Origin of the sequence: Kitasatospora phosalacinea, assembly GCF_000717185.1 — a bacterium.
GTDB classification, from domain to species: Bacteria; Actinomycetota; Actinomycetes; order Streptomycetales; family Streptomycetaceae; genus Kitasatospora; species Kitasatospora phosalacinea_A.
Genome location: NZ_JNYE01000053.1, coordinates 1 through 21215 on the forward strand (window position 1 = coordinate 1; position 21215 = coordinate 21215).

Genomic DNA, 21215 nt, shown 5'->3' on the forward strand with positions numbered 1-21215 from the left:
GTGCGGGGGTGGATGGTGCAGGGGTGGGGGGCGTCATGCGGTCACGCTACCAGTTGCGCAGTTCGAACTGTACAGTCCACACTGCACAGGCCAGACTGCACAGCATTACCTGTGCATCTCCGTGGACCATCGAAAGGACCCTCGATGCAGCTGACCAAGCACGCCCACGCCTGCGTGGTGCTCACCCAGGACGACACCCGGATAGCCGTCGACCCCGGCACCTTCACGCCCGACGCCGCGCAGGTGGTGGCCGGGGCGGCGGCGGTGCTGATCACTCACGAGCACTTCGACCACTTCGACGAGGAGGTGATCGCCGCCGCCCTGGCGGCCCGGCCCGAGCTGCGGGTCTACGGCCCCGAGTCGGTGGTCGGGCGCTGGACGGCGGCCCGGCGCGGACAGGTGACGGCCGTCGCCGCCGGGGACGCGTTCGCCGTCGCGGGCGTCGAGGTCACCGTCCACGGCGAACTGCACGCCGCCATCCACCGCGACGTCCCGCGCGTCGCCAACGTCGGCTACCTGGTCGACGGGCGGGTCTACCACCCGGGCGACGCCTACCACGTGCCGGACGCCCCGGTCGGCACCCTGCTGCTGCCCGCCGCCGGGCCGTGGACCAGGACCGGCGACGCCGTCGACTACGTCCGGGAGGTCGCCCCCGGACGGCTGGTGCAGATCCACGAGGCGATGCTCAGCGAGATCGGCCAGCGGTCCATGGCCACCATCCTGAGCCCCGCGATGCTCAGCGACGTCCCGCTGGAGATCGTGCCGCCCGGCGACACCGTCGAGGTGTAGCGCCGCCGGGCGCCCCCGGCCCGGTCAGTGCGGGAAGGCGCGGGGCGGGCGCAGGCGGGGCAGGTCCTCGCGGAAGTCGGCGATCACGGAGGCGATCTCGCGGGTCGTGCCGGCGTTCTCCAGCCGGTCCAGGTAGAGGTGGCGGGCGGCGAGCGCCTCGACGGTGGCGCCGAAGTAGAGCGTCATCAGCGGGTTGATGAACAGCGTGCTGTCCCGCGCGCTGGAGCGCGGCGAGGTTCTCCAGTACCAGGCCGTGGCTGACGCCGTGGTGGGCGTCGATGCCGAACCCGAGGCAGGCGACCAGGCGTTGCGGCACGTTCCGGAGTCCGGCGACCGCGGCCAGCGAGGCCATGTCCTCCTCGGGGGTGCCGAGTCCGGCCTCGTCGCCGCGCATCAGGATGTCGGTGCCGCCGTCGACCAGCAGGATCGCGTCGACGCCGAGGCGTCGCACCAGTGCCCGGTACGCGGCCCGCAGCGGCTTCACCCCGGTCGAGGCGAACGCCCAGACGGTGTCCGGCAGTTGGTGGTCGCGCAGCCAGCGGGCCAGCGAGAGTTCCGGGAACTGCCGGTCGGCGCAGCGGGTGTCGGGCGTGATCCGGGCCAGGTGCGGGCCCGCCCAGGCGCTGCCGTCCAGGCCGTGGAGGTGGGTGAACGACAGGTTCGCCAGGTGCACTTCGCGCCCCGCGGCCCGCAGCGCGAGCGCGATCGGCAGCCCCGCGTACACGTCGTGGCCGCCGCCCGCGCCGGCGACCAGGATCCGCTCCGCGGCCAGCAGCCTGGTGAGCAGGGGAGGTTGGAGAAAGGCGTCGGTGGTCATCGGGTGCGGACGGTAGCAGCCGGGCCCGATCGGGCGGCAGTGGTTTTCCGCGCCGGGCGGCGGGCCCCGGGGCGGAGCGGCCTCAGTGCGGGAAGGCGCGGGGCGGGCGCTGCCGGGGCAGCGAGTCCTGGAAGCGGCTGATGGCGGAGGCGACCTGGCCGAGCAGCACGGTGTTCTCCAGCCGGTCCAGGTAGAGGTGGCGGGCGGCGAGCGCCTCGACGGTGGCGCCGAAGTAGAGCGTCATCAGCGGGTTGATGAACAGCGTGCTGTCTTCTCCAGTACCAGGCTGTGGCTGACGCCGTGGTACGCGTCGATGCCGAACCCGAGGCAGGCGACCAGGCGTTGCGGCACCTCCTGCAGCCCGGCGACCGCGGCCAGCGAGGCCATGTCCTCCTCCGGAGTGCCGAGTCCGGCCTCGTCGCCGCGCATCAGGATGTCGGTGCCGCCGTCGACCAGCAGGATCGCGTCGATGTCCAGCAGCTCGACCAGCGCCCGGTACGCGGCCCGCAGCGTCTGCACCCCGGTCGGCGGGAACGCCCAGACGGTGTCCGGCAGTTGGTGGTCGCGCAGCCAGCGGGCCAGCGAGAGTTCCGGGAAGTACCGGTCGGCGGAGCGGGTGTCGGGCGTGATCCGGGCCAGTTCGGGGGCCTCCCAGACGTCCATCCCGAGGCCGTGCAGGCTGCTGAACGAGGAGTTCGCGAAGTGCACTTCGCGCCCCGCGGCCCGCAGCGCGAGCGCGATCGGCAGCCCCGCGTACACGTCGAACCCGCCGCCCGCACCGGCGACCAGGATCCGCTCCGCGGCCAGTAGCCGGGTGAGCAGCGGGGGCTGCAGGAGACTCGTCACCAGCGGAAGGTACCAGGCGGCCCGCGTGACCGGTGCGGGACGGGCAGCGGCCGGTCGTCCGCTCCGCGCCGGGGCGCTGCGGCGGTTCGGGCCGCTCGCGGCGCCCGGCCCGGACGAGGGCGGCGGACCGTTCCGCTGCCGCGATCTCGACGAGGGCGCGGACCTGCTCGGCGCGATCGGTCCCGCAGCCGCAGCCGCAGCCGCAGCCGCCCTGCCGCGCCTGCGCGGCCGCGCTGCGGGACGTCGGCGGCGAGGGCGAGGGCGAGGCGGTGGCGGTGCCGGGCGTCCTGCTCCCGGCCCGGGAGGCGCGTCCGCGTCGTGGTGCCCTGCCCGGAGCGGATGGGCCCGCCCGGCCCGCCCCGGCCCGCCCGCCCCGCCCGGCCGGGGTGGTCTGTTCGGCCGGAGCGACCGGGACGGGGAACTGCGGCGCGCCTGCCGGGCCGAGCAGGTCGGGGCCGGGCGGGGGTCAGTGGGAGAGGACGTCCTTCAGCGCGTCCGGCGTGCGCCCGATCACGGTGTAGCCGTCGTCCGCGGTGATGATCGGCCGCTGGATCAGCTTCGGGTGCGCGGCCAGCGCCTCCACCCAGCGCGCCCGGTCGGCCTCCTCCCGGCCCCAGGAGCGCAGGTCCAGCTCCTTGGCCACGGCCTCGTCCAGGCGCGCCACGTCCCACGGCTCCAGGCCCAACCGGCCCAGCACCTCGGTGAGTTCGGCGGCCGTCGGCGGCTCGTCCAGGTAGCGGCGGACGGTGTACTCCACGCCCGCCGCGTCGAGTTCGCCCAGGGCGGTGCGGCACTTGCTGCACTGCGGGTTGATCCAGATCTCCATGGCCGTCCAGCCTACCCAGCCACCGCCCGCCGACCCGCTCGTCGGCGCGCCCCGGACCCGCCCGCCGATCCGCCCCGGACCCGCCCCGGACCCGCCCGCACGGTGACGCAGCTCACGGCACCTCCCGCACCCGGTCGGAACAGGCCGAAGGTCCCGAACCGTCGGGACCTTCGCGGGCGGTGACCCGGCCGGGCCGCACGCGACGATGGAGGGAGCGCCCTACCCGCACCGGCTGTCGAGGAGGCCAGCATGACCGCGCCGCCCGCCCCCGCCGCCGCCGACCGCGACCGGCACCGCCCCGCCGTACCGTCCGCGCCCGCCGGGCCGTCCGGTTCGTCCGGGGCGGCCGGGGCCCGGTGGGAGGCGGCGATGGCCCGGGCGCTGCGCACCCCCACCTGGGTGCGGCTGCTGCCGGTGCTGCTGGTGGTCGCCGACCTCGTCATGGAGTGGTCCATCCCGCGCTCCGTCGCGGCGGGCTTCCTGCTGACCGTGATCCCGGTGGTGGTCGCGTTCAGCAGCGGCCCCGGGCTGGTCGTCGCCGCCACCGTCGGCACCGTCGCCCTGCAGGCGCTGCTCGCGCTGCGGGCCGGACACTTCACCGAGCAGCACCACATGTGGACGTACCTGGCCACCGCGCTGGCCGGCACGCTGGGCGCCGGGCTCGCCCGGCAGCGCCGCCGCCAGACCCGCGACCTGGTCCGGGTGCGCGCCGTCGCCGACACCCTCCAGCACACCGTGCTGCGCCCCGTCCCCGCCCGCGCCGGGGGCCTGCGCACCGCGGGCCTCTACCAGCCCGCGCAGGCGGACGTCGGCATCGGCGGAGACCTGTACGAGGTGTGCGAGACGGAGCACGGCACCCGGATCCTGCTCGGCGACGTCCGCGGCAAGGGGCTGGACGCCGTGCGCACCGTCGCCGACGTGATCGGCGCGTTCCGGGTCGCCGCCCACGAGACCGCCGAACTCGGCGAACTCGCCGACAAGCTCGACCGGCACGTGCGCCGCGGCGCCGAACAGGACGGCGACCGCGAACTGTTCGTCACCGCCGTGCTGCTCCAGCACCGCCCCGGCGCCGACGAGATCGCCCTGGTCAACCGCGGGCACCTCGCCCCGCTCCTGCTCGCCCCCGGCAGCGTCGGCACCGTCCCCTGCCCCGAGGACCTCCCGCTCGGCCTCGGCCACCTCGCCGCCGGCCCCGCCGCACCGCCCGCCACCGTCCCGCTGCCGCCCGGCCGCACCCTGCTCCTGCACACCGACGGCCTCACCGAGGCCCGCGACCGCACCGGCGCCTTCTACCCGCTCGCGGCCCGCCTCGCCACCCTGCCCGCCACCGATCCGGACGCCGTCGTCACCTTCCTCGACCACGACGTCCGCCGCCACGCCGGTTCCCTGACCGACGACGTGGCGGTGCTCGCCTTCGCCACCACCTGAGCTCCGAAACCTTCCGCGCCGACCGGGCCCCGCACGGCCCGCGCGCGCCGCCGGACGGGCGTCCTAGGAGCCGTTGGTCACCGAGTTCTGGATCGCTCCCACCGTCAACTGGTGCTCGGCCAGCACCTGGTCGTAGGTGCCGTCGGCGATCAGCCGGTTCATCGCCCGCATCAGCACGTCCCGCAGCTGCGCGTCGTCCTTGCGCAGCGCGATCCCGAACGGCCGGGGCTGCAACTGCGGCCCGCCGATCTCGAAGGCGTTGCCGTTGTCGACGGTCTGCACCGCGTACGTGGCCTTCGGGTAGTCGGTGATGTACGCGTCCGCCGGGCCCTTGAGGTTCTGGATGGCGGCGTTGTCGCTGTCGGTCTCCAGCAGGGTCAGCGCCCCCTTGCCGTTGTGGTCGCAGGCCGTCCTCTGCTTGGTCACCAGGTCGTCGTGGGTGGTGCCCTTCTTGACCGTGACGGTGTGCCCGCACAGGTTGTCGATGTCGACGATGCGCTTCGGGTTGTTCTTGTCGACGGCGATGCCGATGCCCGCCATGAAGTAGTCCACGAAGTCCACGCCCGGGTTGACCTGCACGCCGTTCTTGTCGACGCCCTCCTCGCGCTCCCGGGTGTCGGTGATCCCCGACATCGCGACGTCGTACTTGCCGCCCAGCAGCCCCGGCAGCACGTTCGCGAACGGCCCGGCGTCCTGGAACTCCACCCGGACGCCCAGCAGCGCCCCCAGCTTCTCCGCCAGGTGCGGGTCCAGCCCGTCCGGCTCGTTGCGGTCGTTGCGGTACACCACCGGCGCGGCCGTGAACGAGGCGCCCACCGTCAGCACACCCGACTTCCGCACCCGCTCCGGCAGCAACGACCGCAGGTCCACGTCCTCGTGCGAGGAGTCGCCGATCCCGACGACCCCGCACCCGCTCACCAGCAACATCCCGCCCACGAAAGCGGCGAGCGCGGCGCGCCCCCGCCCGTCCATCCGAACCATGTCGTCTCTCCCCGTGGTCGACGCGGAACACGACAAGCCCAGGGACGACGGACGGCACGGCAACACGACCGCACGGAACGCGGCATGGCAATACCGAGGAAGACCCCTCGGCCGGCCGCCGTTCCGGCTAGATCGCCCCGACTATAGCCAGCATGGTCACGACAGCCTAACGCCACCCTCCAACTACCGTCAGTCAGTCCCGCCATGACGCCCGATCAGCCCTGATCGGCCCCGATTCGTCCTCACGCCCCGTCAGGCAACCGGGGCACCCGGGCGAACGCGGCCCGGATCGTCTCGGCGGGGTCGGCGACGGGGATGCCGAGGCCGTTCAGCCAGCCGACGAGGGTGCGCAGGCTGCAGTCGTTGTCGAGGGCGGTCTCGACGAGGTACTGGAGGGGGTGGTCGATCTCGTCCGGGGTTTCTTCGCCCGTGTCCGTATGGATCATCCGCAGAGCGGTGGCCGTGGTGAGCCCGGTCGGCAGGCGGTCGTGCGTGACGGGGATGCCGAGGGACGTCAGCCGCTGGGCGACCGCACCGGGCGACTCGTCCAGGCCGCGGGCGGCGAGGAGGACGCGGCAGAACGGTACGGGTCGGCCCACCTCCAGCCCCACCCAGTCCAGCAGACTGTTGCCGCCGAGGAGTTCCCGGTCGAGGGCGGTGAACTGGCGGGGTACCCGGAGGTCGGGGAGGAGGCCGTACTTCAGGAGGGACCGCAGGTGTTTCCGGAGCATCGGCAGGTCGTGGTGGATCCCGAAGAACCACGAGTACTGGGGGCCCAACGACAGGTCATCCCCCGAGCCGGCGAAGGCGAGCAGGTCCTCCGGATCGGCGTCGGCCGGAAGGTTCGACGGGACGCGAAAGCCCAGCTCCCCGAACCGCACCGCGAGTTCGGCGGGAGTGCGGCCGGTCTTCTTGGCGGCGTACAACAGATTCAGGAGCGGCAGCGGGCAGTCCTGGTCGTGCCAGGGTGCTTTCCCGTCGGCATTGACGCTCAGCAGCACCGCATCGCGGTCGGAGAGCGGTGCGAGGCGTCCAGCCGCCTGTACGCGGAGACCGTACGACTCCAATTGCTCCCGGGCAACGTGGAGGGGCAGTCCCGCGGCCCGGGCGGCCTGGACCAGCTGTCCGGGCGGAACCGGTCGGTCGCTGGGGAGGACGGCCTGCGGCCCCGACCGGAGCAGCGGGTCGTCCTGCGCGGCGACGGCGAGCCGGACCGCTTCCTCGGGGACGCGGTACCCGAGGGCTCGCAGTCGATCGGAGACTTTCCCGACGGTGCCGCCGCCGTTCTGGGACAGCACGGACAGACAGGTGGCGGACACCGGTTCGGCCAGGAAGGGGTGTGCGAACCAGGAGATGTGGCGCAGTGGCAACTGCGGCTCGGCCAGGGCCACCTCCGGCTGCCAGGACCGCAGGTCGACCTCGGCAACACCCAGTTCCACGTACCGTCGGGCCAGTGTCTCGAACGGAACTCCGAAGGCCGCGGCGTGGTCGGCCAGTTGGGGGAACTCGATTTTGTACTTCGGCCAGCGATTCGCGGGTCGGCCGATGAGCAGGTCCTGGTCGGACGGGACCGCGGCGCAGACCCGGATGGGGAACCTGAAGATGTCCGGGAGTTCGGAGGCCAGGAGCCGCAGCGCTTCCGGGGGCCGGTGGGCCAGCAGGCGCCACAGGTAGACGTGGTCGGGTGCGTAGCCGCCGGGCGCACCGGAGTTGGCGCGTCGAGAGACCAGGCGCTGGTCCCAAGGGAACCATCCGGTCTGCGAAGTGCCGAACGTCAAGCCCGTGCCCTGCAACTGCATCCCCGCGGCCGACAGGTGACCCGTGACCAGGTCGGCCACCTGGGCATTGGTATTCGCCACCAGGGACAGCCACTCGATGTCCAGCGGCGAGCCGTACTCCTCCAAGAGGGCGGGGACAGCACCCTCCAGCAGCTTCGCGAAGGTCGGCGACAGGTCGTCGAGGACCGTCGTGCGGTCGACGGACATGGTCGTCGGAGCGTTCGCCCCACGCAGGTTGACGACTGCACCGGTCAATCCGGAAGAAGTCCGCCCGAGCAGGCCCCGGCGGGTCGCGGGGCGCGTCACCAGGCCGTCGACCAGGATCCCGCCGCCGCGCTCGCACCACACGACCTGACCGTCGTCGACCGGGCCGGGGGCGTGCAGCAACATGCCGTGAGCGTCCAGCCCCAACTGTTCGGAACCGCCCCGGTGCTCCCTGGCGCGCAGCACCCCCGGCTGCCACTTCTCGCTCCGCTCCCCGTCCTCCGCCACCGTCGTGAACTCCGCGATGCCCAGCAAACGCCGCAGCACCCCCACCACCGACCAGTCCGCCCCCAGCTCCTCCCGCAGGTACAGCCGCACCCGCGTCCCGGGCTCGGCCCGGTGGCGGCCGGTGTCGACGATCCGGAAGAGGTGTTCGGGGCCGCAGATGGCGACTTCCAGGGCGGGGCCGAGGGTGCCTTCGCGGGACATGCGGGTGGTGGTGACGCGGATCTCGTCGGCGAGCATGAAGTAGCTGAGCACGCCGATGCCGAAGCGGGAGTTGAGGTGGAGCGGGATCGGCGGGTCGAGGTGTTCCCAGTCGGCGCGTTCGAGGATGAACTCGGGCTGTTCGGCGAAGCGTTCGCCCGCGCGGGAGAAGACGCCGCGGAGTTCGCCGTCGCCCATGCCGATGCCGTTGTCGGTGCAGTCGAGGTAGCGGCGGCCGTCCTCGTCGGTGCCCTGGGTGAAGCGGATCCGGCCGTCGAAGGGGAGGGCGCCGCCGCGGGTGCGGTTCAGGTAGGTGGTGCGGGCGGCGCGCAGGCGGCAGGCGTCGAGGGCGTTCTGGTAGAGCTCGCGGACGGCGAGGTCGCGGTCCTTGTAGAGCTGGACGCCCATGGCGAGGCCGAGGACGCGGTGGCCGTCGGCGCGGAAGCGGGCGTGGCTGGTGAAGACGTCGGCGGCGGCGGTGACGCGGTCGGCGGAGAGGCGGGTGGGCAGGGCGGGGACGGGGGCGTTGCGTTCGTGGACGGTGCGGCGGATCGCGTGCAACTGCTCGTCGGCGCGGACCGCGTACTCGCGCAGGGCTTCCACGACGGCCTCGTGCCGGGCCTCCGCGCGCAGCACCGGGAGGTCCCGCGGGCCGCCCCAAGTGGCGTTGTCCAGGCAGGACTTGAGTTCGGCGAGGTCGACGGGGTGCGGGGTGGCGAGGTGTTCGGCGACGATCGGCGGCAGGGCGGTGGACGGCAGGGCGAGGGTGTGGGCGAGGGAGAGCAGCAGGGCGGCGCGCTGGTCGCGGATCTGCTGGGGGCCGGGGCCGGAGCGGACGCCGTCGTCGTGGGGGAGGGCAGCGAGGTACTCGGGGTTGCCGACCTCGGGGCCGCGGCGCAGGCCGTGCAGCAGCGGGAGGATCCGGCCGGGTTTCAAGGCGTCGCCCAACTCGCCGACGGAGGGCCCGAGTTCGGCGAGCATGGTGGCGGTGCTGCCGCTGTCGGCGAACTCCCGCTGCTGGGTCAGCCAGCGGTGGAACAGCCACCAGCCGACGTCCCGGGCGGTGCCGGGGCGGCGCCGGGCGCGCTGCACCAGCTGGTCGGCGCCGCCGAGGAACGCCCGGTAGGCGGAGCGGTCCCGGTCGGCGCAGGGGGCGGGGGCGGGGTCGAGGTCTCCGGGGCGGGCGTCGAGGTGGAGTTCGACCCGCCGCAGGTAGTGCACCTGCTGCAGCAGCGGCACCAGCACCAGGACGGCGGCCTCGGCCGGGTACAGGTCCAGGGCGGGCGGCCCGCCGGACGGCCCGCCGGGCGGCCCGCCGGGTTCGCCGAGCAGCCACTCGACCTGGCGGACGAACCGTCCGGCGAACTCCGGTTCGTACCACGGGTCTTCGGCGGTCCGCCGGGTCAGCCGGTCGCGCAGGGCGGCGGCCGCGCCCGCGACGGCGGCGGCGTGCTGCCGGTGGTGCGCGGTGCTCCGGGTCGCAAGGACGTGGTCCCAGACGGGGGAGTCCCGCACCAGCGCCGTCCAGGCGTCGGCCGTGGCGTCGGCCGTGGTCTCGGCCTCGGCCGGTGGCGGTGCGGCCTGGTAGACGTTCAGCGTTCCGACGGACCCCGTCTGGACGAGCGTCCCGACCCGGGCGTTCTCGTTGCTGTTGTGCGTGTGGCTCTGTTCCAACGCTGCCGCTCCCCTCGGTACCTCCGAATGTAGAGCAGTCGGGCGGCCCTCCAGGACCGTCTTCAGGACCAGGCGGGGTCCTCGAAGGTCGGCACGGTGTCGGGCCCGCCGTCCTTGCCGGTCGGCAGCGGGCTGGGGGCGGGGCCGAAGGGGGCGGTGCTGCCGGGGTCCTCCACCCAGGCGTCGGCGACCACGGTGACGTTGCCGACGGCGCCGACGGTGACGGTCACGCCGGTGCCGTCGGGGGCGGCCGCGGACGCCTCGTCGGGGGAGTCGTCGGTGTGCAGGGTGTAGCCGCGGCCCTTCCAGTAGGCCCGGACCTGCTCCAGCAGCCGGGGCTGGTTGGCGGCCGAGACCTTGGTCAACACGTAGCGGCGGAGCGTGAGTTGGGCGGTGCCGTCGTTGTCGCGGGCGGCGTTCTCGTGCGGGACTGCGCGGAACGCGTCGTCGGCCCAGTGCACGGCGGGGGTGAGGGCGCCGGTGGTGCCGTCGACCAGCTCCTGCAGCTTGCTGCGGGCGGTGTCCAGCGCGACGACCTGCCGTCCGCCCGCCCCGCCGGACCCGCCGGAGTCGCAGCCCGCCGCGCCCAGCCCCAGCAGCAGCGCCGCAGCGGCGCCCGCCACCCGCACCCGCACCCGCACCCGTGCCCGCACCCTCATCCCGAACTCCCTCTCCGTACGCTCCCCCCGGACCCTAGACCGACCAGAACGGGTCCTGCCGCCGGGGCATGGTGTCCATCGCCCCCTCGGGCCCGATCGGGACGGTGCTGGCGCCGCCGAACGGGTAGGAGGTGCCGGGCGCGGCCAGCCCGTCGACGCGGGCGAGCAGCGTCCCGTTCCCGGCGAAGCCGATCCTGAACTCGGCCGTCCCGTGCGGGGACTTGGCGCGCAGGACGGGCAGCACCGGGTCGGCCTCGCCGTCCACCGCCCAGCCGCGTTCGTGCCAGGCGCGGGCGAGTTGGGCGAGCAGCTCGGGGTAGCGGTGCTCGGCGACCCGGGTGAGCAGGTAGCGCCGCTTCTCCAGGTGCGCGGTGCCGTCCGGTTCGCGGGTGAAGGCGTCCTCGTGGGCGACGGCGACGTACGGGCCGTCGGCCCAGTGCACCGCGGGGGTGAGTGCGGCGGGGGCGGAGTCCAGCAGCTCGTCCACCGCGGACCGGGCCGCGAGCAGCTCGGGCACCAGGTCGTCGTTCATCGGTACTCCTGTCCGGACACCCGGTCGCCGTGGCCGGAGACGATCAAGGCCATGTTGCGCAGCGAGTGCCCGTCCCGGCCGTCGCCCTGGTTCCAGTAGTCGGAGTGCGAGTCGAAGCCGAGCGGTCCGTCCGCGACGTCGAAGCGGTGCGCCCCGAACTCGCTGCTCGCCGGGTCCTGGCCGAACCACAGCTCGTGGGGGTCATCGTGCCCGGCTATCTTGTCGCCGATGAAGCCGCCCGCCACCGCGCCGAGCGGACCGGCCAGGACGCCGCCGATGCCCGCGCCGATGCCGATGCCCTTGGCCTCGTCGTGGCTGGGCAGGTGCGAGACCGGGTCGTGCTCGGCGGCGCCGACCCACACGTGGCCCGTGCCGACGCCCAGTTGGGAGGCCTGCTGGGCGCCGGTGCCGGGGGAGCCGACCAGGATGACGTCGTCCGCGGGGATGCCGCCGGGGCGCTGCGCGGCCTGGCCGACGGTGAACGAGCCGTACGAGTGCCCGAGCGCGGTCAGGTGGGCGGGCTCGCCCTCGTGCGAGGCGCGCAAACCCTGCAGGAAGCCCTGGTAGGCCTCGCCGCCCTGCTTGGCGCGGTCCTCCCCGGCCACCGCGAACATGTCGGGGCTGACGCCCTTGATCTGCGGGGTGTCGTAGCCCAGCCAGGCGATCGAGGCGGTGGAGCGGCTCGGGTCGAGGTCGTGCGCGGCCTGCCACAGGTCGCGGGCCCGGTTGGCGTCGCCGCCACCCATGTTCTTGACCTCGGTGTTCAGGCCGGGCACGTACGCGACGACGTCATCCGCGGTGTCCGGGTTGCCGTAGGCGATGGCGGCCCGGCCCTGGCCCTGGTCGCCGATGACCATCAGGTAGGCGGGCGGCTGCTTGCCCTGGTCATCGCGCAGGCGGTCCTGGATGGCCCGGAAGCCCTCCAGTTTCTTCTCGTCCCAGTCGGAGAGGTCCTGGCGGGAGGACAGGTCGGCGACCATCCGGTCGAGGTTGATCCGGTTGGCCTGGTCGCGGGCGGGCGTCGGCATGCCGTCCCGGTTGCCGAGTTCGGCGGGGTACGCCTGGAGCAGGCGCTGCTGTTCGTCCGGCGGCAGGGCCTTCCACCAGGCGTTGACCTCGGTCGGCGGGGCGTCCTTGCCGGGCATGCCCGCGTGGACCAGGTCCTCGGGGCCGCCGAAGGGGTTGAGGGCGCCGAGGACGGCGCTGTTGAGCCGCATCGCGGCGGTGCCGGGGTCGAGTCCGGCACCGGTGCGGGCGTCGTCGGTGTACCGGCGCAGGCGCTGCGCGGTGACCTGGTCGGCGTGCGCGGCCTCGGTGAGGGCGTCGGCGATCCGGTCGCGCAGGTCGGTGCCCTGCCGGGCCCGGTCGGGCGCGTCGGGGTCGTGGCGCTCGGCGGTGCTGGGCGGCGGCCAGGAGACGCCGCCGTCGTCGGCGACGGTGAAGCCGTGCGCTTCGGCGTCGGCGAGCGCGGCCCGGAGCTTGGAGCGGGCCAGCAGGAACGCCTCGGCGCCCTCCCGCAGGACGGGGGCGATCCGGGCCAGTTCCAGGTGCGCGGCGGTGAGCTTGCCGGTGGTGCGGGAGAGCGACTGCCGGCCGCGGTCGGCCGCGGTGCCGGTCCAGCCGGAGGCGCTCACCCGGCCGTCGACGCCGTTGCGCCAGGTGTCGGCGTGGCCGGAGAAGGCGGTGGCCAGCGCGGCGTACGCGTCGGCGGCGGTGAACAGCCGGTTCGGGTCGGCGTCGCGCAGGGTGGGGACGTCCATGCTCACCGCCCCGCCAGGCCGCTGGCCGCGTCCTGCTCGGCGCGGCGGTAGTTGGCCGCGGTCTGCCGCAGGTTGTCGCCCTGCCGGTCCATCTCGGCGGAGAGGTCGTCCAGCAGCCGCTTCCACTCGTCGGTGCAGGCGTCCAGTTCGCTGCCGGTGCTCCAGCCGCGCAGCCCGCCCTCGGCCTCGTCGGAGGCGCCCAGGACGCGCGACGTCCCGCCCGGCACCTGCTCGGCGACGCTGCCCGCGGTCTGCGCGGCCCCGTCCAACTCGTCCGGGTCCACCTGGAACCCGCCGCCACTGCCGCCGCTGCCGCCGTCCGGCCCCACGCTCAGCACGCCATCCCCCACCACCGATGTCGGTCCGACCACTTGAGCGCGCCATGCTAGCGAACGCACCGGCCGCAGCCACCCGCGTTCACCACATTCGCACCTGCTTCCGCCCGCCCGTCGCTTGCCCGTCCCTTGGGCGCCGCTTTACCGGACCGGGAGGTGCGTCCCCGAGCCGCGGGCCCGGGCTGACGGTGCGTCAGGACGCCCCGGACAGCGCCGGGGACGGGGCGGCGTCGGCGGCGGGCGCGGCGGCGGGCCGCAGCAGCAGGGCGACCAGGACGGCGGTGGCGGCCAGCGCCGCGGAGCCGCAGCGCAGGGCGAGGTGCAGGGCGTCGACGAACGAGGCGTCCACCGCGGCCAGGACGGGCGCCGCCGGGGCCGCCCCGGTGCCCGTTCCGGCGTGGCCGGTGAGCGCGGAGACCGCGTGCGGCACCCCGTCGGCGGGCAGGCCCTGCCGGTGCAGGGCGGCGGTCAGGGCGCCGGTCAGCCGGTTGGTCAGGACGGCGCCGAGGACGGCGATGCCCAGCACGCCGCCGAGTTCGCGCAGCGTGCTGACGGTGGCGGAGGCCATGCCGGTCTGCGCGGGGGCGACCCGTTGCAGCACCGCGATCGACACCGGCGTGAAGGTCAGGCCCATGCCGGAGCCGAGCAGCACCAGCGTCCACGCGTACGACCAGTAGTGCGCCTGCCCGGAGTACAGCGACAGCCCGCCCAGGCCGACCGCGCACAGCGCGATGCCCAGCACCAGCGGCGGGCGCGCCCCGTACCGGGCGGTCAGCCGCCCGGACAGCGGCGCCGCGAACACGATCACGGCGCTCAGCGGCAGCCCCGCGTACCCGGCGTCGGTCGGCGTCCAGCGCATCACGCCCTGCAGCATCAGCGGCAGGAAGAACATCGCGCCGAACATCCCGAAGCTCACCATCAGCCCGCTCAGCAGCGCCCCCGCCATCACCCGGTCGCGGAACAGTCGCAGCTCCAGCATCGGTTCGGCGACCCGCAGTTCGACCACCGCGAAGAGCGCCAGCAGCACCACCGCGACCGCGCCGCAGGCCAGCACCCGGGCGTCCGTCCAGCCCCGGCCCGGGCCCTCGACCAGCCCGTACACCAGCGCGCCCAGCCCGCCCGCGGACAGCAGCAGGCCCGGCAGGTCCACCCGCCGCTCGCGCGGCGCGACCTCCGGCAGCACCCGGTACGCCAGCACCAGGCCGACCAGCCCGACCGGGACGTTGATCCAGAACACGCTGGCCCAGCCGAACGCGTCCACCATCGGGCCGCCGACCACCGGCCCGACCGACAGGCCCAGCGCCGACACCCCCGACCACAGGCCGATCGCCCGGGCCCGCTCCTTCTCGTCCGTGAACACCTGCCGCAGGATCGCCAGGCTGCCCGGCGTCAGCAGCGCCGCGCCGACGCCCTGCAGCATCCGGGCCGCGACCAGGGCGCCGGTGCCGCCCGCGAGCGCGGCCGCCGCCGAGCCCAGCGTGAACAGCGCCAGCCCGATCCGGTACACCCGGGTGCGGCCGTGGCGGTCGCCGAGGGTGCCGCCGGTGAGCAGCAGGGCCGCGTAGACCAGGCTGTAGCCCTCGGCGACCCACTGCAGTCCGCTGATGCCCGCGTCCAGGTCCCGGCCGATCCGGGGGAGGGCGATGTTGACGATGACGTTGTCGAGCATCGCCATGAACATCGTGACGCAGAGCGTGGCCAGCGCCTGCCACCTGTGCCGGTCGTTCCTGGTGTCCACCGTTCCCCCTCCGGGCGTGCCGAGTGGCCCCTAACAGTGTTAGGGGCCGCGATCGCGCAGCCAGCATCGCCCTAACGGTGTTAGATTGCAAGCGCGAACCGTCCGCCGCCCCCAGGAGCACCCGTGGCCCAGCCCCCCTCGCGCACCCTCACCCGCGAGTGCATCGCCGCCGCCGCCCTGCGCGTCCTCGAACGCGAGGGCCTGGCCGGGCTCTCCATGCGCAAGGTCGCCGCCGAGGTCGGCGCCCAGGCCGCCTCGCTCTACTGGCACGTCCGCAACAAGGAGGAGATCCTCGACCTGCTGGGCGACGCGATCATCGCCGACGCCGAGGTCCCGCCCCGCACCGGCGACTGGCGCGAGCAGTACCTCGAGTACGGCCGCCGCTACCGCGCCCTGCTGCTCGCCAAGCGCGACGCCGCCAAGGTCGTCGCCGGACGCCTCTCCACCGGCCCCCGCGTCCTCGCCGTCCTGGAGGACCAGCTCGACCGCCTGCGCAGCGCGGGCTTCACCGACGCCGACGCCGCGATGGCCTCCTACCTGCTCTCCGCCTACGTCCAGGGCTTCGTCCTGCAGGAGCAGTCCCCGCTCTCCGCCGCCGAAGCCGCCGGCGCGGGCCGCGGCCGGGCCGCCCGCGCGGCGGGCGACGTCTTCCGCGCCCTCCCCGCCGAGGACTACCCCCACCTGGTCGCCCTCGCCGACGACCTCGTCGACCCCGACATGGACACCCGCTTCGAGTTCGGCCTCCAACGCATCGCGGACGGCCTCGCGGCCCTGCTGTAGCCGCGCCTCCAGGGGCTCGGGGAACGGCGAGTCCGCGCTGCTGGCGGCCGGAGCCCGTCGATGCGTCCGTGCTGCTCCGGGCCGCCGTCACAGAACCCGAAGCCGATGCCGATGCCGCGCAACGACAGCGCACCGCCGGCAGCCCCGGGCCCGCCGTTCCCCGGGCCCCTGGTTCGTCCCCCTTCGTCCGTCTACGCCCCCAGGTACGGGCTGTACAGCGCCGACAGGAACCGCGTCGCGAGCTGGTCGCGCAGCTGCGGGGGCAGCGCGTCCAGCAGGCGGTTGACGCCCGCCATGCGGGTGGCGGCCTCGGGGGAGAGGTCGAGGCCGGTGGCCGGGAGGAGGGCGGCGAAGGTCGCGTCGTCGAGGGCGGTGAGGTCGAGCCCGTCGAGCAGGCCGAGGATCTCGGTGGGCGGGGCGACCGGCCCGCGGGCGCGGACCGCGTCGACGCTCCCGCGCAGCGCGCCGAGCAGCGCGTCGACGCCCTCCCCACTGACGCCGGTGAGCGTGACGTGCAGGCTGGCGGGCAGGCCGTCGACGCTCAGCTGGGGCTGCAGGAAGAAGCCGCGGGCGCGCGACTCGTCGGCCAACTCCCAGAGGTCGACCGGGTCTTCGCCCTCGGTGCCGATCGCGACCAGCGTCGCGTCCGGGGTGCCGAGCACCCGCAGCCCGTCGATCCGCGCGACGCCCGCCACCAACCGCCGGGTGGCGTCGAGCGCCGCCCGCCCCAGCTCCCGGTAGCCGTCCGCCCCGAGGGCCTGCAGGGTGGCCCAGGCACCGGCCAGCGGGCCGGCGCCCTTGCTGCTCTGGACGGTGGAGTTGACCACGGGGTAGCCGGGCCACTGGGCGCAGGCGAAGTACGCGGCGAGCCGCATCGCCTGGTCGCGGAAGAGCAGCACGGACGCCCCCTTGGGCGCGTACCCGAACTTGTGCAGGTCGCAGGAGAGCGAGGTGACGCCGGGCACCGACAGGTCGAACGGCGGCACCTCGGCCCCGGCCTCGGCGAGCCAGGGCAGCAGCCAGCCGCCGACGCAGGCGTCGACGTGGCAGGGCAGCCCGCGTTCCGCGGCGTCCGCGGCGATCGCCGCGACCGGGTCGACCACGCCGTGCGCGTACGAGGGCGCGGAGGCGACCACCAGGACGGTCCGCTCGGTGCAGGCCGCGGCCATCGCCTCCGGCACGGCCCGGAAGGTCGCCGGGTCGACCGGCACCGCGACGACCTTCACCTTCAGGTACTTCCCGGCCTTGAAGAACGCGGCGTGCGCCGTCGCGGGCACCACGACCTCCGGTTCGGCGACCTCGGGCCGGGCGTCCCGGGCGGCCTTGACGGCGAGCAGGATCGACTCGGTGCCGCCGCTGGTGAAGATGCCGGGCGTGGCGGCGTCCCCGCCGAGCCGGGCGGCGACCGCGCCGACCACCTGCCGCTCCAGCGCGACGATGCTGGGGAAGGCCGTCGGGTCGAGCCCGTTGACCTCCAGCATGGCCAGGTAGGCGCCCTCCGCGGCGGCCCGCACCTCGGGCCGCCCGGCGTCGTAGGTGTAGGCGGTGGTGCGGCCCCCGCGGGTGGGCAGGTCGGCGGCGGTGAGGGCGCGCAGCTCGGCGAGCAGCTCCTCGGCGGGGCGCCCGGCGTCCGGGAGCGCGGACTGACGGTCCGTCATGAAGGTTCTCCAGCGAGTGAGTCGACGACAACGGCGGGGGCGGCGGCCCGGCGGCGCCCGTACGCGCGCAGGGCGGGCAGCGAGGCCAGCATCAGCAGGGCCGGGACGAGGCTGAAGCCGAGCAGGACGCCGTCCAGGGCGGCCGGGGTCTGCGCGACGGGCCGGTCGGTGGTGGAGGAGGCGAACCCGGCGGCGGCCAGCGCCAGCGAGAACAGGCCGGGTCCGGCGGCCAGGCCCGCGGTCTCGCCCGCCGTCCACAGCCCGGTGAACGCCCCGGACTGCAGCCGCCCGGTGCGGGCCGCGTCCGCGTGCACGGTGTCCGGCAGCAGCGACAGCGGCAGCACCTGCAGCGCCGCGTACGCCACGCCCAGCAGCGCGCACAGCGCCAGCACCGCCCCGACGTGCACCGCGCCCGTCCCGGCGGCGGGCCACAGCGCGGCGGAGGCCGCCGCGAACAGCGCGGTCGCCGCGCCCAGGCAGCGCAGCCGCCCCCACCGGGCCGCGGCCCGGCCCCACAGCGGCACCGCGACGGCGCTCGGCGCGACCAGGCAGACGAACAGCACCGAGGTCAGCCCGTACCCGCCCAGCCAGTACGTGGCGGTGTACGGGGCCGCGGCCAGCATGATCGCCACCGCGGCGGCCTGCAGCACGAACGCGCCCAGCAGCGCGAAGAACGCCCGGTTGCCGCGCGCGGTGCGCAGCGCCGCCCGCAGCCCGAGCGGCTCCGGCCCCGGCCGGGCGGGCACCCGGCGCGAGCCCAGCGCGGGCACCAGCAGCGTCGCCAGCAGCAGGACGGCGACCACCGCCGCCATCACCGCGTACCCGCGCCGCCCCTCCCCGGCCAGCGACACCAGCGCGGGGGCGAGGCCGCCCGCGACCAGGATGCCGACGGTCAGGCAGACGATCCGCCACACCGTGATCCGGGTGCGCACCTCGGGCCGGTCCGACATCTCGGCGGGCAGCGCCACGTACGGCACCTGGAACAGGGCGAAGGCGCTGGAGGCCAGCACGAAGGTCACCGCGACCCAGGCCGCGGCGCCGGAGCCGGTCAGCGGGGAGAGGAACATCGCGGCGAACGCCACGGGCAGCGCCAGCGCCCCGGCCAGCAGGATCCGGCTGCGGCGGCCGGTGCGCAGCGCCTCCCGGTCGCTGGCGGCGCCGACGGTCGGGTTGAACAGCGCGTCCCAGGCCTTGGGCAGGGCGACGACCAGGCCGGCCACCCCGGCGGGCACGCCCAGCGCGTCGGTCATGAAGTACAGCAGCAGCAGACCGGGGACGGTCGAGTGGATGCCCGTCCCGACCGAGCCGATCGCGTACCGGGCGAGCTGCCCCCTGCCTGTGCCGCCGTCGCCGACCCCGCCGCTCACCACCCGCCCCCGATCCCCAGCTCGCGCAGCACCAGGCCGTGCAGGTGCGCCCGGAACCGCGGCACCTGGGCGCGGATCATCGACCGGCAGAAGCCGTGCACCGTCCACAGCACCGTCCACACCGCCAGCTCGGCCCGCTCCGGCGGCACCCCGGGCAGCGCCCCGGCCAGCGCGTCGCGCACCGACTCCAGCAGCGGCCGGGCGTACTGCTCCTCCAGCCCGGCGAACTCGGCCGCGTCCGCCAGCCAGCGGCGCATCCACAGCGCGGGGACGTGCGGCTGCTCCAGGCAGAAGTCCAGGTACCGGTCGGCGAAGGCGACCGCCGCCCCCGCCGGGTCCGTCCCGGCCAGGGCCGCGAACGCCTCCAGCGCCCGGGCCACCGCGGCCCGCTCCGCCTCGTGCGCCCGCCGCATCACCTCGGCGTACAGGTCGGCCTTGCCGCCCACGTGGTACGCGACGGTGGCCACGTTCAGCCCCGCGGCGGCGGCGATCGTCCGGGTGGTCGTCCCGTCGTACCCGTGCTCGGCGAACAGCGCGGTGGCGGCCGCGACGATCCGCTCCCGGCTCAGGTCGGCCTGGCTCGGCGGCGCACCGGGCGGCGCATCGGGAAGTGGTGCCTCGGTCATGGCGGGGAGCGTACGCGCGCCCTCTCCATCAATCAACCGTTTGATTGATGACGGCTGCATGAAATCCGCAGCGTTCGCGGACGCGGACGGCCCCCGCCGCGCGACGCGACGGGGGCCGTGCCGGGACGGGCTCAGCAGTGCGAGACGGCCTCGCAGTCCTCCCAGCGGGTGCCGGTGTAGCCGTCCTGCGCGGGGACGGTCAGCGACCGGGCCTTCTGCTGGGTGGCGGCCGTTCCGGCGGCGGTTCCGGCAGCGGCGGGGCCGGTGGCGAGGCGGACGGCGATCGCGTCCAGGACCGGGCGGGGGCTGGTGCCCGCGTAGTCGTTGATCAGGACGGCGAAGACCAGGCGGCGGCCGTCCGGCGCGGTGGCGTAGCCGACCAGGTTGTCGACGCCGCCCATCGAGCCGCTCTTGGCGTGCACGTTGTTCTCGGCCGCGGTGCCGCGCATCCGGGCGGCCAGCGTGCCGCCGACCAGCCGGGTCGGGTTGCCCGCCACCGGCAGCGCCTCGTACCAGGCGCCGAACCAGGGCTTGTCCTGGGCGAGTTCGAGCAGTCCGGCCATCTTGGCGGGGGTGGTCAGGTCGTAGCGGGACAGGCCGGAGCCGTCGACCTGCCGCCCGGCGGGGGTGGACAGCCCGTTGGCCTTCAGGAAGCCCTGCACCTGGGCGACGCCGGTGGCCCAGTCGCCGCGGCCGCCCTTGACCTTGCCGATCTCCTTGGTCAGGTGCTCGGCCATGCCGTTGTTGCTGAGCTTCAGCATCGGGACGATCAACTGCGCCAGGGTCTGCGACCGGTGCGACACCAGCGGCTGCGAGGCCTCCGCCCCGCCCGCCGCCTGCACGCCCCGCATCACGCTGACGCCGTGCCGGGCCAGCGCGCCCGCGAACACCTTGCCCGCGTACGTCGACGGGTCCTCGACCGTCACCCACGAGGTCACCGGCGCGGCCCCCGCCGCGATGCTGCCCGACAGCGCCAACTCGTTGCTGCCGCGCCGCCGTTCCACGTCCACGCTCGAACCGCTGCCCGCCGCACCCGTGCTGACCTTCCCGGTGAACGCCATCGGCGCCTCCGCCGGGTCCAGGGTGACCTTCGCGGCCTCCCCGGCCGCGCCCGGCGCGACCGTCACCCGCACGGTGTCCATCAGGTACTCGGGGTCGTCGGCGACCGTCAGCCCGGATATCTGCGGGCTGTACGAGTACGGCTCGTCGTCCCAGGCCCAGCCGGGCCCGAGCGGCGTCGAGTCGTACCGGCTGCCGTCGGCCAGCACCCGGCCGGTGACGGTGGTGACCCCGGACGCGGCGACCTGCGCCGCCAGGTCGTCGAGGTCGGTGGCCAGCAGGGTCGGGTCGCCGCCGCCGCGCAGCACCAGGTCGCCGACCACGGTGCTCCCGTACCGGGTGCCGGTGCTGCGCACCTCGGTGGTGAACCGGTAGTCCGCGCCGAGCAGGTCGAGCGCCGCGGCCGAGGTCACCGTCTTCAGGGTGGACGCCGGGGTGAGCAGCGCCTGCGGCTGCCGCGCGTACAGCACCTGGCCGGTGGCGGCGTCCAGCACCTCGATGCCGGTCTGGGCGTTGGCCAGCCGGGAGTCGGCCAGCAGCGCGTCGAGGTCGGCGGTGAGCGTGGCGTCGGCCGGTGCCGGGTCGTCGGCCTGCGCGGAACCGGCGAGCAGGGAGACCGCCAGGACCGCGGCGGCGAGCGGCAGGCTGCGGCGGTGCAGGTGGTGCAGGCGGTGGCGGGACGTGCGTCCGGGCAAGGGAGCTCCAGGGTGCGGATCGGCCGGGGAACGCGTCACCCACGCCCCCGTTTTGCCATGGACATTACCATTTGACGGGGTATCAGCCGATTGCGGACCCCCGGCCCCCGTCCCTCCCTGTACACGCGCCACCGCGCCGAAAGGTCGCGCCCGCGGGCCCCGATAAACTCGGCATCC

General features: G+C 74.9%; 15 protein-coding genes and 2 pseudogenes. 3 read left to right on the forward strand and 14 right to left on the reverse strand.

Annotated features, from left to right (window positions below):
* The first annotated feature begins 144 nt into the window (after nucleotides 1-144).
* Entirely contained in the window at nucleotides 145-789 is a 645-nt protein-coding gene (locus OO57_RS22335; RefSeq protein ID WP_033254377.1) for an MBL fold metallo-hydrolase, read from the forward strand.
* Between the two features lie 24 nt (nucleotides 790-813).
* Here the strand turns inward: OO57_RS22335 and OO57_RS38565 are convergent.
* The 3 genes and pseudogenes from OO57_RS38565 to OO57_RS22350 form a co-directional block, all read right to left on the reverse strand.
* A pseudogene (locus OO57_RS38565) lies at nucleotides 814-1606 on the reverse strand (DUF1152 domain-containing protein).
* A gap of 82 nt (nucleotides 1607-1688) precedes the next feature.
* Nucleotides 1689-2452 (reverse strand): annotated as a pseudogene (locus OO57_RS38570) (DUF1152 domain-containing protein).
* 466 nt (nucleotides 2453-2918) lie between these two features.
* Nucleotides 2919-3278 (reverse strand): arsenate reductase family protein, encoded by a 360-nt coding sequence (locus tag OO57_RS22350; protein ID WP_033254378.1) that lies wholly within the window; start codon nucleotides 3276-3278, stop codon nucleotides 2919-2921.
* A 249-nt stretch (nucleotides 3279-3527) separates the two neighbouring features.
* Between OO57_RS22350 and OO57_RS22355 the strand changes: the two genes are divergently transcribed.
* Entirely contained in the window at nucleotides 3528-4706 is a 1179-nt protein-coding gene (locus OO57_RS22355; RefSeq protein WP_081973873.1) for a PP2C family protein-serine/threonine phosphatase, read from the forward strand.
* A gap of 63 nt (nucleotides 4707-4769) precedes the next feature.
* Here the strand turns inward: OO57_RS22355 and OO57_RS22360 are convergent, their stop codons facing one another.
* The 7 genes from OO57_RS22360 to OO57_RS22390 form a co-directional block, all read right to left on the reverse strand.
* Nucleotides 4770-5687 carry an ABC transporter substrate-binding protein gene (locus tag OO57_RS22360; RefSeq protein ID WP_033254379.1) on the reverse strand — a complete coding sequence of 306 codons (918 nt, stop codon included), beginning with the start codon at nucleotides 5685-5687 and terminating at the stop codon, nucleotides 4770-4772.
* A gap of 242 nt (nucleotides 5688-5929) precedes the next feature.
* Nucleotides 5930-9829: a hypothetical protein gene (locus OO57_RS22365; protein ID WP_033254380.1), complete on the reverse strand. Its 3900-nt coding sequence runs from the start codon at nucleotides 9827-9829 to the stop codon at nucleotides 5930-5932.
* Nucleotides 9830-9891: 62 nt separating this feature from the next.
* The gene (locus tag OO57_RS44025) at nucleotides 9892-10488 is read right to left on the reverse strand and encodes a hypothetical protein (RefSeq protein WP_158715190.1); all 597 of its coding nucleotides are present in this window, start codon (nucleotides 10486-10488) and stop codon (nucleotides 9892-9894) included.
* 34 nt (nucleotides 10489-10522) lie between these two features.
* Entirely contained in the window at nucleotides 10523-11020 is a 498-nt protein-coding gene (locus OO57_RS22375) for a hypothetical protein (RefSeq protein WP_033254382.1), read from the reverse strand.
* Complete coding sequence (locus OO57_RS22380) at nucleotides 11017-12780, reverse strand: alpha/beta hydrolase (RefSeq protein WP_051778090.1); 1764 nt, start codon at nucleotides 12778-12780, stop codon at nucleotides 11017-11019. The genes OO57_RS22375 and OO57_RS22380 overlap by 4 nt, the downstream gene beginning before the upstream one ends.
* A gap of 2 nt (nucleotides 12781-12782) precedes the next feature.
* Complete coding sequence (locus OO57_RS22385) at nucleotides 12783-13118, reverse strand: WXG100 family type VII secretion target (protein WP_033254383.1); 336 nt, start codon at nucleotides 13116-13118, stop codon at nucleotides 12783-12785.
* Nucleotides 13119-13308: 190 nt separating this feature from the next.
* Nucleotides 13309-14853, reverse strand: a complete 1545-nt coding sequence (locus tag OO57_RS22390) for an MFS transporter (protein ID WP_033254384.1) — start codon at nucleotides 14851-14853, stop codon at nucleotides 13309-13311.
* A gap of 123 nt (nucleotides 14854-14976) precedes the next feature.
* On the opposite strand from OO57_RS22390, the gene OO57_RS22395 reads away from it, so the two are divergent.
* A complete protein-coding gene (locus OO57_RS22395) occupies nucleotides 14977-15633 on the forward strand; it encodes a TetR/AcrR family transcriptional regulator (protein WP_051778091.1) in 657 nt (218 codons plus the stop codon).
* 191 nt (nucleotides 15634-15824) lie between these two features.
* Here the strand turns inward: OO57_RS22395 and OO57_RS22400 are convergent, their stop codons facing one another.
* The 4 genes from OO57_RS22400 to dacB all read right to left on the reverse strand — a co-directional run bounded on the left by OO57_RS22400 (nucleotide 15825) and on the right by dacB (nucleotide 21038).
* Complete coding sequence (locus OO57_RS22400) at nucleotides 15825-17291, reverse strand: pyridoxal phosphate-dependent decarboxylase family protein (protein ID WP_033254385.1); 1467 nt, start codon at nucleotides 17289-17291, stop codon at nucleotides 15825-15827.
* Entirely contained in the window at nucleotides 17288-18658 is a 1371-nt protein-coding gene (locus OO57_RS22405) for an MFS transporter (RefSeq protein WP_033254407.1), read from the reverse strand. Before OO57_RS22405 ends, OO57_RS22400 begins: the two co-directional genes overlap by 4 nt.
* A complete protein-coding gene (locus tag OO57_RS22410; protein ID WP_051778093.1) occupies nucleotides 18655-19284 on the reverse strand; it encodes a TetR/AcrR family transcriptional regulator in 630 nt (209 codons plus the stop codon). Before OO57_RS22410 ends, OO57_RS22405 begins: the two co-directional genes overlap by 4 nt.
* Nucleotides 19285-19415: 131 nt before the next feature.
* Entirely contained in the window at nucleotides 19416-21038 is a 1623-nt protein-coding gene (gene dacB / locus OO57_RS22415) for a D-alanyl-D-alanine carboxypeptidase/D-alanyl-D-alanine-endopeptidase (protein ID WP_051778094.1), read from the reverse strand.
* Nucleotides 21039-21215: the final 177 nt, after the last annotated feature.